Origin of the sequence: Rhizobium sp. MHM7A, from assembly GCF_005862215.1 — a bacterium.
Classification (GTDB): Bacteria; Pseudomonadota; Alphaproteobacteria; order Rhizobiales; family Rhizobiaceae; genus Rhizobium; species Rhizobium bangladeshense.
Genome location: NZ_VCHT01000012.1, coordinates 53688 through 66372 on the forward strand (window position 1 = coordinate 53688; position 12685 = coordinate 66372).

14 protein-coding genes and 1 pseudogene are annotated in these 12685 nt (G+C 60.3%); 6 read left to right on the forward strand and 9 right to left on the reverse strand.

The annotated features are described in order from the left end of the window. Positions 1–51: 51 nt before the first annotated feature. Positions 52–717 carry a GntR family transcriptional regulator gene (locus FFR93_RS29730; RefSeq protein WP_064710457.1) on the reverse strand — a complete coding sequence of 222 codons (666 nt, stop codon included), beginning with the start codon at positions 715–717 and terminating at the stop codon, positions 52–54. Between the two features lie 133 nt (positions 718–850). Here FFR93_RS29730 and FFR93_RS29735 point away from each other — a divergent pair, with 133 nt between their 5' ends. From FFR93_RS29735 to FFR93_RS29745, 3 genes and pseudogenes are all read left to right on the forward strand, one after another. Continuing rightward, the gene (locus FFR93_RS29735) at positions 851–2047 is read left to right on the forward strand and encodes a Tm-1-like ATP-binding domain-containing protein (protein ID WP_138395804.1); all 1197 of its coding nucleotides are present in this window, start codon (positions 851–853) and stop codon (positions 2045–2047) included. Beyond that, on the forward strand, positions 2031–2882 hold the full coding sequence (locus FFR93_RS29740; protein WP_246661376.1) for a phosphoenolpyruvate hydrolase family protein: 852 nt from the start codon (positions 2031–2033) through the stop codon (positions 2880–2882). Before FFR93_RS29735 ends, FFR93_RS29740 begins: the two co-directional genes overlap by 17 nt. After that, a pseudogene (locus FFR93_RS29745) lies at positions 2845–3255 on the forward strand (SDR family oxidoreductase); the annotation flags it as partial. The gene FFR93_RS29740 and the pseudogene FFR93_RS29745, both read left to right, overlap by 38 nt. Before the next feature lie 212 nt (positions 3256–3467). On the opposite strand, the gene FFR93_RS29750 reads toward FFR93_RS29745, so the two are convergent. From FFR93_RS29750 to FFR93_RS29760, 3 genes are read right to left on the reverse strand one after another with little or no spacing between them, the layout of a single operon-like run. Then, positions 3468–4052, reverse strand: a complete 585-nt coding sequence (locus FFR93_RS29750) for an intradiol ring-cleavage dioxygenase (RefSeq protein WP_138395806.1) — start codon at positions 4050–4052, stop codon at positions 3468–3470. Between the two features lie 50 nt (positions 4053–4102). Continuing rightward, complete coding sequence (locus tag FFR93_RS29755; RefSeq protein WP_138395807.1) at positions 4103–5185, reverse strand: aldo/keto reductase; 1083 nt, start codon at positions 5183–5185, stop codon at positions 4103–4105. Between the two features lie 24 nt (positions 5186–5209). Then, positions 5210–6202 (reverse strand): MBL fold metallo-hydrolase, encoded by a 993-nt coding sequence (locus FFR93_RS29760; protein WP_138395927.1) that lies wholly within the window; start codon positions 6200–6202, stop codon positions 5210–5212. A 166-nt stretch (positions 6203–6368) separates the two neighbouring features. Between FFR93_RS29760 and FFR93_RS29765 the strand changes: the two genes are divergently transcribed. After that, positions 6369–7289, forward strand: a complete 921-nt coding sequence (locus tag FFR93_RS29765) for a LysR family transcriptional regulator (RefSeq protein WP_064710451.1) — start codon at positions 6369–6371, stop codon at positions 7287–7289. A 40-nt stretch (positions 7290–7329) separates the two neighbouring features. On the opposite strand, the gene FFR93_RS29770 is transcribed toward FFR93_RS29765, so the two are convergent. From FFR93_RS29770 to FFR93_RS29780, 3 genes are all read right to left on the reverse strand, one after another. Further along, the gene (locus tag FFR93_RS29770) at positions 7330–7680 is read right to left on the reverse strand and encodes a helix-turn-helix domain-containing protein (RefSeq protein WP_246661377.1); all 351 of its coding nucleotides are present in this window, start codon (positions 7678–7680) and stop codon (positions 7330–7332) included. Positions 7681–7985: 305 nt separating this feature from the next. Further along, on the reverse strand, positions 7986–8480 hold the full coding sequence (locus FFR93_RS29775) for a lipocalin-like domain-containing protein (RefSeq protein ID WP_138395808.1): 495 nt from the start codon (positions 8478–8480) through the stop codon (positions 7986–7988). Positions 8481–8529: 49 nt separating this feature from the next. Then, on the reverse strand, positions 8530–9363 hold the full coding sequence (locus FFR93_RS29780; RefSeq protein ID WP_138395809.1) for an SDR family oxidoreductase: 834 nt from the start codon (positions 9361–9363) through the stop codon (positions 8530–8532). Between the two features lie 94 nt (positions 9364–9457). Here FFR93_RS29780 and FFR93_RS29785 point away from each other — a divergent pair, with 94 nt between their 5' ends. Then, positions 9458–10357 (forward strand): LysR family transcriptional regulator, encoded by a 900-nt coding sequence (locus tag FFR93_RS29785; protein WP_138395929.1) that lies wholly within the window; start codon positions 9458–9460, stop codon positions 10355–10357. A gap of 95 nt (positions 10358–10452) precedes the next feature. On the opposite strand, the gene FFR93_RS29790 is transcribed toward FFR93_RS29785, so the two are convergent. After that, positions 10453–10782 (reverse strand): Atu4866 domain-containing protein, encoded by a 330-nt coding sequence (locus FFR93_RS29790; RefSeq protein ID WP_064710448.1) that lies wholly within the window; start codon positions 10780–10782, stop codon positions 10453–10455. Between the two features lie 79 nt (positions 10783–10861). Next, positions 10862–11416, reverse strand: a complete 555-nt coding sequence (locus FFR93_RS29795; protein WP_138395810.1) for a nuclear transport factor 2 family protein — start codon at positions 11414–11416, stop codon at positions 10862–10864. Between the two features lie 173 nt (positions 11417–11589). Here FFR93_RS29795 and FFR93_RS29800 point away from each other — a divergent pair, with 173 nt between their 5' ends. Next, a complete protein-coding gene (locus FFR93_RS29800; RefSeq protein WP_138395811.1) occupies positions 11590–12480 on the forward strand; it encodes a LysR family transcriptional regulator in 891 nt (296 codons plus the stop codon). Positions 12481–12685 lie beyond the last annotated feature (205 nt).

Below are 12685 nucleotides of genomic sequence, written 5' to 3' on the forward strand. Positions count from 1 at the left end.
CCACGTTTTGCTTGTTGAAAAGGAGACCTCCCTCTCCTTCGTTCCGGGCGGCTAACGCGCCGGATCTTCTTTCTGAAACCGCGCCATGACGGCCTGCTGAACATCGCTGATATGCGCGTGCATCAGTGCCTTGGCGCGGGCGATGTCACGCGCTCTGAAAGCCTGCAGGATCTGATTGCGCTCCTCGGCCGCCCTTACGGCCAGATCGCGGCTCTCATTGGCGATCGAGCGGCAGATCTGGATCTGCAGCGCGAGCCGCGCCAGCGTTTCGACCAGCGGCGCACTTCCTGAAAGCTCGGCGATGGTCTCGTGAAACTCCTTGTCGCGGATGCCGTAGGTCGCCATGTCGCCGCGGCGCAGCGCCGCCACCGCCTCGTCGAGGATGCGTTCGAAGCCCGCGATATGTCGGTCGCTCATCTGCGGAACAGCGAGTTCGACGGCGAAGCACTCGAGCGTCTTGCGTAATTCGTAGAGGTCGTCGATCTCCTTGGGCGTGAAGCTGCGCACGAAGAAGCCGCGATAAGGCTTGATCTCGATCAGACCTTCCTTGGCAAGCGTGCCGATCGCCTCGCGGAACGGCGTGCGGCTGACCTGCAGGCGTTCCGTCAGTTCCTTTTCGTCGATCGAGACGCCGCTCGGCAGTTCGCCGGAAACGATCAGGCGTACGATTTCCTCGTAAATCCGCTCGCGAAGGGTCAGGTGGCGCGGTGCGTTCATAGTCTCCACTTCCGTCTGGCATTCGTGATTTAAGTATGCAATATACTAAAGAATATACAATATGAAAAATACAAAACGGGGAATTTTGTTGAAAAACCAGCAGAAGCTGGATTGAAAAAGAGGAGGAAAACCAATGGGAAAGGTCTATATAGTCGGCACCTGCGACACCAAGGGCGCTGAACTGAACTACGCCAGGGAGGTGGTTCTTTCGGCCGGAACCGAGGCCATTCTGGTTGATGTCGGCACGCTTGGTGAGGGTGCGGACGCCGATATTCCAACGTGCGACGTCGCGGCATTTCATCCGGATGGTGCTGCGGCCGTGCTCGGGCAGACCGACCGGGGAACCGCGGTTTCGGCCATGGCCAAGGCGCTGACGGGTTTCCTGAAATCACGCAACGATATCGGCGCCGTCCTCGGCCTCGGCGGAACCGGCAATACCGCACTTGTAACGGAAGCGATGCGGGCGCTTCCCATCGGCTTGCCGAAATTAATGGTCTCGACCGTTGCCTCGGGGAATGTGGCTCCATATGTCGGGCCGAATGATCTCACCATGATGTATTCGGTCGTCGACGTCGCCGGCCTGAATGCGATCTCGCGCAAGGTGATCGGCAATGCGGCGAATGCGGCGGCCGGCATGGCCCGCAACCCCGTTCCCGCTTCCAGGGATGATCGACCGGGCATCGGCATGACCATGTTCGGCGTCACCACGTCCTGCGTCACGCAGGTTCGCGAGATGCTCGGCAAGACCCATGAAATCTATGTCTTCCATGCGACCGGCGTCGGCGGCCAGTCGATGGAGAAGCTCGCCGATTCAGGTCTGCTGCAGGGCGTGATCGATGTGACGACGACCGAGATTCCCGATCTCCTTGTCGGCGGCGTCTTTCCCGCGACCGAGGATCGCTTCGGCGCCATCATCCGCAGCGGCCTGCCCTATGTCGGCTCGGTCGGCGCCGTCGATATGGTGAATTTTGGCGCGCGCGACACAGTGCCGGCATCGTTCTGTGACCGAAGGCTTCACGTCCATAATGCGCAGGTGACCCTGATGCGCACCACCCCAGAGGAAAATCGCCGGATCGGCGCCTTCATTGTCGAACGGCTCAACCGGATGCAGGGGCCGGTCCGCTTTCTGCTGCCGCTTCAGGGCGTGTCGGCGATCGATGCCGCCGGCCAGCCGTTCTACGATCCCGAAGCCGACGAGGCACTGTTTTCCGTCATCCGCGCCGGCTGGAACGATGCGCCGAACAGGCGCCTCATCGAGATAGACGCCCACATCAACAGTCCGGAATTTGCCGCGGCACTCGTTGCCAGCTTCCATGACATCCACGCCTGAGGAGAGAGTTTTGACACACGCCAACCGCAACGACATTCTGAACAAGCTTCGCCGCAAGATCTCCGAGGGCCGGCCGATCATCGGCGGCGGCGCCGGCACCGGCCTCTCCGCCAAGAGCGAGGAGGCCGGCGGCATCGACCTGATCGTGATCTATAATTCCGGCCGTTACCGCATGGCCGGGCGGGGCTCGCTTGCCGGTTTGCTTGCCTATGGCAATGCCAATGAGATCGTCAGGGAAATGGGCCGCGAGGTCCTGCCGGTCGTGCGCCATACGCCGGTGCTTGCCGGCGTCAACGGCACCGATCCCTTCATGCTGCCCGATCACTTCCTCGACGAATTGAAGGCGATGGGTTTTGCCGGCATCCAGAACTTTCCGACGGTCGGGCTGATCGACGGCACGTTCCGCGCCAATCTCGAAGAGACCGGGATGGGCTTTGATCTGGAAATCGACATCATCGCGCGTGCGCACGCCAAGGATATGCTGACCACCCCTTACGTCTTCAGCAGCGAGGACGCGATTGCCATGAGCAAGGCAGGTGCCGATATCGTGGTCTGTCATCTCGGCCTGACCACGGGAGGCGCGATCGGCGCAGAAACGGCGCTGACGCTCGAGGGATGCGTGGAGAAGATCAACGCATGGTCGGATGCTGCGCGGTCGGTGCGCGAGGACGTCATCGTGCTCTGTCATGGAGGCCCGATCGCGATGCCCGCGGATGCCGCCTACGTGCTCGCCCGCTGCAAGGGTTGCAACGGTTTCTACGGCGCAAGTTCGATGGAGCGGCTGCCGACTGAGGTCGCGATCCGCGCGCAGGTCGAAGGATTTGCGAAGATCTAGGAGCGGTTTGGACCGGCCCCGGCGCGGGCTTGCCATTCAAGCCGACAGTGCCGACCCGGGCGCCATTCGTCGCGCCGTCAGCCAGACGCTCGACACACTTGGCGGGCTTGACATTCTGGTCAACAGCGCAGGCATCGGAACCGCAGGCATGACCGCGGATCTGGCTCTCGCCGACTTGCAGGCCATGCTTGATGTGAACGTTCGCGCGCCCGTCCTGTTCGCACAGGCGGCGATCCCGCAGCTCTCATCGGGCGGCCGGATCATCTCTATCGGCTCTGCTTTGGCGGAGCGCGTGCCTTTCCCAGGTGTCACGGCTTACGCCATGTCGAAGTCGGCACTCCTGTCGCTCACGCGAGGCCTTTTGCGCGCACTTAGACGCCGGCTTCAACGCCTGATTTGCCCTTCGCGTTGTCCGGGCGTCGTGCTTTACGGCGTCCGGCAGGCTATTTTCAATAGCGGCCGTAAGACGCGTTGACAGAGATCTCTATCTGTCAACGAGGCTGTGCAAATCAGCGGAATGCACGTAAACGCAAGTTGAGAAACTCGTAAGCGATTAAGTCCGCCCTCTCCCGCGGCCTTCCTTCGTCAGATCACGAAATCAAACCGTCCGAACTTTCCGTCACTGGTTTGCTTCATGTCGAGGAGCAGTGCCTCGTCAAACAGCCGGTCTCCGGCGTTTCTGGGCTCGCGGGGAAAATAGAGTTGAGTGGTAAGGACGCGTCCCCCTGGGCGCTGGACCTTGAGATGGAAATGACGCGTGCGGCCGGGATAAAACGCGGGGACGATGGTGTTGAACCACCATCTTCCCCGGGTGTCGGTGAACTGGTGTCCGCGCAGACGGAAACCCACGCTGTCGTAGTCACCGTTTTCGTCAGCATGCCAGATATCGACGAGGCTGCCGCCAAGCGGTCGGCAGCGGTTGTCGAGCACGAACCCGGCGACGGTTATTCGCTCGCCCCCGGGTGCATCCGGATAGAGATCCCGATTGAGCGGCGAGTTTGGCTTGAAGAATGGACCGGCTTCTCGCTCGAGGGTTGGTTGATCTCCATCGTCACATGCAAGGGTGAGCGGCAGTTCGGGAACGGCCTGCGCAAACGCCTTCATTCTTGCTGCGTCGATGAGAGGCAACGTCAGAAAGGCCGTCAATAGCGAGCGTCTTGTGGAGGGCAAGGTCGATCTCCTGGCGATTTGTTCTAAGGGGACAGCAAAATAGTCGCGCCTTACCGCAGGCGCTGCACCGCATTCGCCTGCGCCTCCCGGATTAGGCCGGCATACATATTCTCTTTATCGGGATACCACGGCATCGTGCCGATGGACCCGAAGCCGGGAATGGTCTCCATATGCGCGACCATGCGGGCACGCATGCGCTCGTCAGGAAGCGGGCCTGTCATCGTCTGGACATTATCACTCATGTGGTCAGGGTTGGAGGTGCCGCAGAGTACGCTCGTGACCGCCGGATGCGCCATGACCCACTTCAGGAAGAACTGCGCCCAGCTCGTCGCGCCGAACTCGACTGCGAAACCAGGCAGCGGATGTCCCTCAACCACCTTCATCAACCGTGCTTTTTCAAGCGGCAAATTGATCAGGACGCCGACGCCCTTGTCGGCCGCGGCCGGGAGAAGACGGCGCTCGGCGTCGCGGTTGAAGATCGAGTAGTTCGTCTGGATGAAATCGACATCGTCGCGCTGGACGATCGCCAGCAACTGATCCTGCGCCGCCGACTCGTGATGCGTCACGCCGACATGGCGTATGAGCCCTTCCTTCTTCCAGGCTTTCATCAGTGGAATGACGACCGGTGCATTGGTGATGCTGTGGCATTGCATGAGATTGATCGTGGCGCGCCATGTCCGCATGCGCGATTGCCGAAAGCTTTCAACGGCGTGGCTTTCGTCTCCAAGATACTCTCCTGTCGACCAGACCTTGTTGGCGAGAAACATCTCATCGGATCTTGCAAACTCGCCCATGAACTGCCCGACGCTGACTTCGGCCGAGCCGTAGAGAGGCGATGTGTCGACCACGCGACCGCCTGCAGCGACGTACCGCTCGAAGACCTGACGGAGAGCGTCACGGCGATCACCGGGCTTCAGGTCAAAGGTGAGGAATGTGCCGAGACCCAAGACTGTGACCTTTTCGCCGGTACGTGGTAAGCTGCGGGTCAGCACATCCGGGTTTGATCCAGTGACTGGCGACGCCACATTCTTGTCCTCGGTTTGCGCCGTAGCGTTGGTGGCCAGTGCCAGCCCTGTCGCCGCCGCCCCCATAGTGCCGAGGAAGCCGCGTCTGTTGATCTTTGAGTGGTCCATGAGATTTCTCCGTTTCGCTAACCGTCAGAATTGCCAACTAGCTGGTACCCAGGCATAGCCACCGTCGGTCTTCAGCATCCGACCAAGACCAGGGAATGGATAGTGGAAACCAAGCACGGGCATGCGCTCGGCGGCCGCCCTATCGAAAATGCGACGACGGGAAGAAAGAGCCGTCTCTTTGTCGCGGTCGGGTCCGGGCAGCCAGGGATTGTCGACGTTGACGACAGGGTGGTAGGCAAGGTCTGCCGTCAGCAGCAACTGGTCGCTCCCGGAATGGACGAGGAAGGTCGCCATGCCGGGCGTGTGACCCGATGCGACGATCGTCGTCAGACCCGGCACGATCTCGGCGCCGGCTTCATAAAGCTCGACGTCGTTCATGACCGGCGCCAGGCTGTTCTTGATGTTTGCCGCGAAGCGCAGACGGAATTCCTCCGGCACAGGCATGTAGGAGAGATCCGGATCGGTGCGGACGAAGAAGTCCCAGTCGGCCTTCGGGACGAATACAGTGGCGCGGGGAAAGGCCTTGCCGCCGTCCGCGGTCCTTAAGTTGCCGACATGGTCGGGGTGGGTGTGCGAGACGACGATCGCGTCAATGTCCGTGGGGTCAAGACCGATTGCCGCGAGGTTATCGAAGATGCGGCCACCGTTCGGGCCCATGGTCTTGCCGGCGCCAGCCTCGATCAGAATCCGCCGGCCACCGGTCTCGATCAGCAGCGTGTTGAGGTTGAGCGTCATGTGGTCGGTCGGCAGAAATGCCTGCCGCAGGACCTCTTGAAGCTCGGCTTCCGGCGCGTCGCTTGCATAAACGCGGGGCGGGCCACCAATCACGCCGTCGCTCAACACAGTCGCGCTGATTTCGCCGACGCTGAAGCGGTAGTGACCAGCGTTGGCGGTCACCAAGGGCGCGGCCTGGGCGTTGGCGCTGCCGGAGCCACCCAGGCTCGAGATAAGCATGCTTGATACGCCTGCGACAGCGGACAGCATGATCGCACGTCTGTTGAGAGTGAAGGCATTCATCGGTCTTCCCTTCTGCATTGGACACTCTTCATTGGCTTGGCTGGTCGAACTGCCCGCTAAAGGAAGCAGATCGAGCAGGGCGATAATCTCTGAGCTCATCATGACATGGGTCGATTGGTCTGATAACCTGCGCTAAGTTTATCACTTTGGTTAGAAATACTTCTCAATGGATCCAATTCGCTTAGACAGCTTCGATGTCTTCGTGGCCATCGTACGTTGTGGCGGTTTCCGTGCAGCAGCACTCGAGCGAGGCGTGTCTTCATCTGCCTTGAGCCAAACGATGAATGCTCTGGAAGAGGCTCTGGGTATCCGGCTCCTCAATCGAACGACGAGGAGCGTGTTTCCGACAGAGGCTGGACAGCGCCTTCTTGAACGTCTGGCACCTGCATTGAGCGACATCAGGCTCGCGATCGCAGAGGTCGACGAATTGCGCGATAGCCCATCCGGAACCCTCAGGATCAACGCACCGGCACCGGCCGTCGATCATGTCCTCTGCCCGATGGTATTCGACTTTATGGATGCCTATCGCGAGGTGAAGATCGAGATCATCAGCGATGCTGCTGTCATCGATATCGTGGAACAGGGTTTCGATGCCGGCGTCAGGTTCGGCAAGCAGCTGGCCCAGGACATGATCGCGCTGCCGCTTGGACCCGCGCTTCGCTATGCAATCGTCGCTTCGCCTGACTATATCAAGAGATGCGGTCAACCGCTGACGCCGCACGAACTCGTTGGTCACGACTGTATAAGGCGTCGTTTCCCTGGTGGCACGCTTGTCACCTGGCGGTTCGCCGAGGGAAGCGAGGAAATCGAGGTCACTCCCACGGGCCGTTTGACCGTCAGTTCCGCACACAATGAACTGCAAGCTGCACTGGCGGGCAGAGGAATCGCCCATGTCTTCGATGACTACGCCAAGCCGCATGTCCAAACCGGCCGGCTGGTGGAGCTTCTCTCCGACTGGAGCCCCACCTTGCCACACTGGTTCTTATACTATCCCAGCCGCCGCCTCCCGAGCGCCGCCATGCGGGCGTTTCTTGATTACATGAGGAGCTACGACTGGAAGGCGAAGAATGCCCTCGACCCGCGGTGATTTGGCCAGCAGCTTGCGTAGAAGCAGATCGGAGCTCCTTCTAAATCCGGCATTGTTCGGCCGCATCGAACTCCCTACGCGAGGCTTCGATATCTTGCCATGTGTCGCGGATCCAATCGTTGAATCCCGCAAGCGGCTTCAGCATCGATTTTCCGCGATCGGTCAGCTCATACTCAACGCGCGGTGGCAGTTCGGTGTAATAGTGCCGTGCTACGAGCCCATCCCTCTCAAGATTGCGAAGAGTAAGCGTCAGCATACGCTGCGAGATATCGGGAATACCGCGTTGAAGGGCGCCAAACCGCATCGGTGCATCGGGGGAAAGTGAAAGCATCGAGATGACGAGGATCGACATATGATGGCTGATAAACGGGATTTTCTCGGCAGCCAGCACGCCAAATATCCTTTTGCGACTACTGGCAGCGGCGCCTTTGTCCAAATCCTGATGCCGCGATCTGGCTTGCCTTTGCCCCGTGCAGACCCCCTGCCTTCCTGTCCGATGCCGGTGTCGAGGAGGATAAGATCTGTCCCTGCGTTCACCAACCAGCCGATGACGGCGGCTCCCGCCTTGAACATGGAACGACGATTGAAGAGCGTGGTTTTCTTCCTCCAGATAGCTCAGCTTCGCTTTGGTCATGGCCGAAGGACGGAAGCTCGGCGAGGTCGAGACCTCATTCAGAGGGCTGGCCTCCGGCGCCTTTATTTGACCCGCTGCCATTCAATCCTGATTTCAGTGCCTTCCGGTCTGCGGAATTGTTCGGTCATGCGGTCGCCTTCAACGACCAGCCGCAAATCCTCACGTGTTCGTACGCTGCCGACCCAGTTCGGGAATGTAGACCCTTCGACACGGTTGCCGCTGAATTCTCCTTTCTCATCAACGGTGTAGGTTCCGAAAAATCCGATGCTGCCTGACATGGCCATGCGATTTTCATCATCCGTCCCCTCGCCGCGAGCGTTGGATGCAAACCGTGTGATGCCGGCGTCGGTCAGAACTTCTACGAAGTGCATGTCGGGGGTGAAGACGAGAAGACCGTTGGGCTTTTCTCCATAGGCAGAGATATTTTTGCCGCCGGGATCGATCGTCGCCGACATCATCCGCCAGGTGCCTACGACTTGGTTTTCTGCGGCTGTCTGCGCGAAGGCAGAAGACGAGACGCTGAGGGCGAGAGCCAATATTATTGATCGAATGGACATGTTGTCTCCTTACTGCATGAGGTCCGTGTTTACAGATTGCTGCTGCGGTTCACAGACCCTGCCTGTCGGCGGAATTCGCCACTCCTCGCTGCGCCTCAAGGGCAGACAGGCGTGCGGAAAGCGCCTGTGAGATGGAGGAATAGGCTGTGCTACCCAGCGCTAGCCGCAATGGTGGCGTCTTGCTCTCGGCGGCTGATATGATTGCGGCCACGGTGCGCGCGGCATCCCCCTTGATCTCGAAGCTGCCGTCGGTGATCGCCCGGCGAACGGCCCCGGCAGGGGTTTCATCGTAGGCATCCATCGGTTTCGCGCGGACGAGATTGGCTCCGAAGTTGGTGCCGGTCGGTCCCGGCTCGGCAATGATGAAGTCGATGCCGAAAGGCGCCACCTCCTGTGCCACGGCTTCGACAAAGCCCTCGATGCCCCACTTGGTTGCGTGATAGAGGCTGAAGCCTGGATAGGCGATCTGCCCACCCTCGGAGGAAACCTGGACGATCCGCCCGCCGCCTTGTTTTCGGAGAAGGGGCAGTGCGGCACGGATGAGATGGATGGATCCGGCAAGGTTGGTGGTGATCTGCCGGTCGATCTCTTCAGTCGTGAGCTCTTCCGCAGCACCGAACAGGCCATAGCCGGCGTTGCTGACGATTACCTCTATCCGCTCGTGCCGTTGGAATGCGTCTCTGACGGCCGTGGCAATGCGCTCCGGCTCGACCAGATCGAGCTGAACGATATCCAGGCGTTCGCGGTATTCCTGCGCAAGTTTCGTCAGCGCCGCCGCGCGGCGAATCGCTGCGACCACGTTGTGTCCCTGGGTGAGCAGCTGTTGCGTCATCTCGAGACCGAGCCCCGAGGAAGCGCCGGTGATAAACCATGTCTTTGGCATGTGAACTCCTGATCTGTTCATCTGCAATGTAAAACAGCAATATTGGTGATATAAGATCTTCAATTTGAGATGCCGTGGTGAGGATAATTCACGAATAATGCGTCCCAGTCTGAATGATCTCGCCGCCTTTGCAGCGGTGGCCAGTCACCAGAGCTTTCGCAGAGCTGCCGACGTCATGGGCGTTTCGCGCTCGGCTCTCAGCCACGCAATCATCGGCTTGGAGGCAAAACTGGACGTGCGGCTCTTTAACCGGACGACCCGCAGCGTGTCGCTGACCCAGGCCGGCGCTCGCCTGCTCGCGCGCCTCGATCCGGTTCTTCAGGATCTTGATCAGGCGCTCGATACCTTGTCCGAGGAGCGCGGCACCCCGAGCGGCACACTGCGGATCAATGCAAACAAGAGCGGCGCCCGCATTCTCCTCGAAGAGGTCGTGCCGCGCTTTATGGATCTCTATCCCGACGTCGAGCTTGATCTTGTTTCGGAAGGTCGGCTCGTCGATATCGTGGAACAGGGATTCGATGCTGGAATACGCCTGCTGGGAACCGTCCCGAAAGACATGGTCGCGGTGAAGTTCGGCGGCGACGTGCGTTTCATTGCCGTGGCAGCGCCGTCCTATCTCGAGAGCAGAGCAAGACCGCATACGCCCGACGACCTTTATACGCATTGCTGCATCCGCCAACGTCTGCCTAGCGGAAAGCGCTATCGCTGGGAGTTCTCAAAGCGCGCGGCCGAAGTCGCTATCGACGCGCCGGGCAATCTCACCCTCGACGACAATGATCTTCTCGTGCAGGCGGCCGCGGACGGCCGTGGCATTGCTTATGTGCCGGAATATTTCGCACGGCCGTTTCTGGCGTCCGGTCAACTCGCGACCGTGCTCGATGATTGGTGCCCGCCGACGCCTGGTCTGGCGCTCTATTACCCGCGCAGCCGGCACGTGCCCTCCCCGTTGCGGGCCTTCATCGACCTGCTGCGAGAGGTGGACAGGGCACGATGACGGGGCGACGGTGCACGGCGTCCGGACCTGTCAGAGGATTTGGCGGCACCCATCGCTTTGAAGCGTTTACGCACCGCGGATGCTCGCCCAATGTGTCAAGGCGTCGCTGGCTTGCGGCGCAAGATCATGCCGGCATGGTGCAGTGTGTTCGCATCGACGAAATCGCCGTCGGCGGTGAAACCCGTGTCGTCCCAGTACTCGATATGCGTCCCGTCGACTTCGTAACGGCCTTCATAGGCACGCTCGCGCTGACCGCGGGCCTCGACGTAACGTCCGCTCGGCAGAAGTTCATGGCGAACACGGTTGTCGTCGGTGACCCACATGCCAACGTAAGGATGGTTCGGCTGCAAATTGGTCTCCTGTGCTTCTGCGGGTTGAATCGAAAGGGTGGCCGCCGTGATGAGTGCTGCAAATGGCTGCCGCATAGTCGGGTTCCGTTAAGCGTTGCTATTCTCGGTTTGGAGGCGATAGCGCATAGGTGCGCGGTGCCGGTTCGGGCGTCGGTCATTGAGCGCGCGGAGCGTTATTGTCGACAACCTGCTGATAGGCAACGAGGTCCAGGAAGGCTTCCGCATTGACGACGAGGCCGTCCTTCATCTTGAATATCCAGACAAACTGGTTGCGATAGGGCGCGCCCGACGTTGTGGTCGCGGTTCCGTCAAAACGAATGATGATCGTGTCGCCGTCGGCAAAGATGTTGTGCACCTCCGGCATGATCGCCGTCGCGAGACGGCTGGTCAGGGGACGCGATGCCCGTTCGATAAAGTCCTTCTGGTTGCGATAGGTGCCGGCGACCGGCCCGGAGCCATGGATCGTCCAGACGACGTCGGGAGCGAGAAGTTCCGCGAAGACGTAGGTACCACCACGCCATTTTTCGAAGGCGGCTTCGACGATAGCCTTGTTCCGCTGCTCGATCGCGGAACTGTCAGGGGCCTGCGCCTGCGTTGCCGCGGTGGTGGCAATGGCTGCACCCGGCAGGGGGAGCGACAGCAATGCCAGTGTGATCAGGGCTGGTCGGCTCGCGCCGGCGACCCACTGGCGTGTCGGAAGAATGGTCATGGGATCAGTCCTTTCCTGTTGCTGAGAGCTTGCTAAGACCATCGATCGGCAATGAAGCTGCGTGCACCGTCCACAGGCCTCGCGCCGTTTGAATGGTCAGTCGCAGCGTAGACGCATCGATAAGGTCGAACAACTTGCCCAATAATGACCGCTCTGGTAAATAGATCTAACCAATGGCAATCGACCTGAATGGCATTTCTGTTTTTCTGGCAGTCGCCGAAGCGCGGAGCTTTCGCGTGGCCGGGGAGAATTTGGGCGTCACACGGCCAGCAATCAGCCAGGCCATCCGCCGTCTGGAGGACCGGCTGGGCGTCGCGCTCGTACGCCGCACGACGCGCAGTGTCAGTCTCACGGAGGCCGGCGAACAACTGTATCGGAGGGTGGCCCCGGCTATTTCGGAAGTCGGACTGGCGCTCGACGCGACCGCGGACCGCGACAGCGCACCGGGCGGACTGTTGAGGCTGGCGGTGTCATCTATCGCCGAGCAGTTCATCTCCGGGCCGCTTCTGGCCCGCTTCGCGGACACCTTTCCCGCTATTCAGATCGACGTGACCGTCACGGACGAGGAATTCGACATCGTTGCGGAAGGCTATGACGCGGGGGTACGTTTGGGCGAAGTCATTGATCAGGATATGATTGCCGTTCCGGTATCCGGCGAGCAGCGCCAGGGCGCCTTCGCTGCGCCGTCCTACATTGAACGTTTCGGCAAGCCCGAACATCCTTCAGAGCTCTCGTCGCATCGTTGTATCGGCTGGCGTCCAGCGCCACACAGCGCACCTTATCGTTGGGAATTCGGCCAGCATGGCCGCGAGTTCGACGTGGCTGTCGACCCCCAGATCACCACCAACGACATGTGGCTTATGATCCGCACAGCCTGTGCCGGCGGCGGCATCACCTTCGGGATGGAGGACACCTTCAAACCCTATGTCGAATCTGGTCAGTTGGCTCCTCTCCTTCAGGAGTATTGCCCTCCCTTTGCCGGCTTCTTTCTTTATTACCCCAGCCGGCGCAATCTGCCTCCGAAGCTTCGGGCACTGGTCGACCATGTCCGGCGGTGGCGATAGCATCCGTCCACGAGATCGCCGTGGTGACAGGCAGTGCCAGTCTAGGCCGGGTCGACGCGGATCCTGCGGGCCAAGGCTACCTTTAAGCCATGGCCGCATCGCGGATGGTCGCTCGATTGCCCACCCGATCGCGTTGCTTTCGTCGAAGACGCCGTTCAGGTAAACCACATTGCGGCTCAGTCCGGCTTGACTTTAGTCAAAGCAG

What these genes read in the sequence shown, in the direction of transcription:
- FFR93_RS29780 (WP_138395809.1), bottom strand. Translation starts at nt 9,363, where the DNA reads ATGCCAAAGACATGGTTTATCACCGGCGCTTCCTCGGGGCTCGGTCTC.
- FFR93_RS29730 (WP_064710457.1), bottom strand. Translation starts at nt 717, where the DNA reads ATGAACGCACCGCGCCACCTGACCCTTCGCGAGCGGATTTACGAGGAA.
- FFR93_RS29795 (WP_138395810.1), bottom strand. Translation starts at nt 11,416, where the DNA reads ATGACCATTCTTCCGACACGCCAGTGGGTCGCCGGCGCGAGCCGACCA.
- FFR93_RS29760 (WP_138395927.1), bottom strand. Translation starts at nt 6,202, where the DNA reads ATGAATGCCTTCACTCTCAACAGACGTGCGATCATGCTGTCCGCTGTC.
- FFR93_RS29740 (WP_246661376.1), top strand. Translation starts at nt 2,031, where the DNA reads ATGACATCCACGCCTGAGGAGAGAGTTTTGACACACGCCAACCGCAAC.
- FFR93_RS29735 (WP_138395804.1), top strand. Translation starts at nt 851, where the DNA reads ATGGGAAAGGTCTATATAGTCGGCACCTGCGACACCAAGGGCGCTGAA.
- FFR93_RS29790 (WP_064710448.1), bottom strand. Translation starts at nt 10,782, where the DNA reads ATGCGGCAGCCATTTGCAGCACTCATCACGGCGGCCACCCTTTCGATT.
- FFR93_RS29800 (WP_138395811.1), top strand. Translation starts at nt 11,590, where the DNA reads ATGGCAATCGACCTGAATGGCATTTCTGTTTTTCTGGCAGTCGCCGAA.
- FFR93_RS29755 (WP_138395807.1), bottom strand. Translation starts at nt 5,185, where the DNA reads ATGGACCACTCAAAGATCAACAGACGCGGCTTCCTCGGCACTATGGGG.
- FFR93_RS29775 (WP_138395808.1), bottom strand. Translation starts at nt 8,480, where the DNA reads ATGTCCATTCGATCAATAATATTGGCTCTCGCCCTCAGCGTCTCGTCT.
- FFR93_RS29765 (WP_064710451.1), top strand. Translation starts at nt 6,369, where the DNA reads ATGGATCCAATTCGCTTAGACAGCTTCGATGTCTTCGTGGCCATCGTA.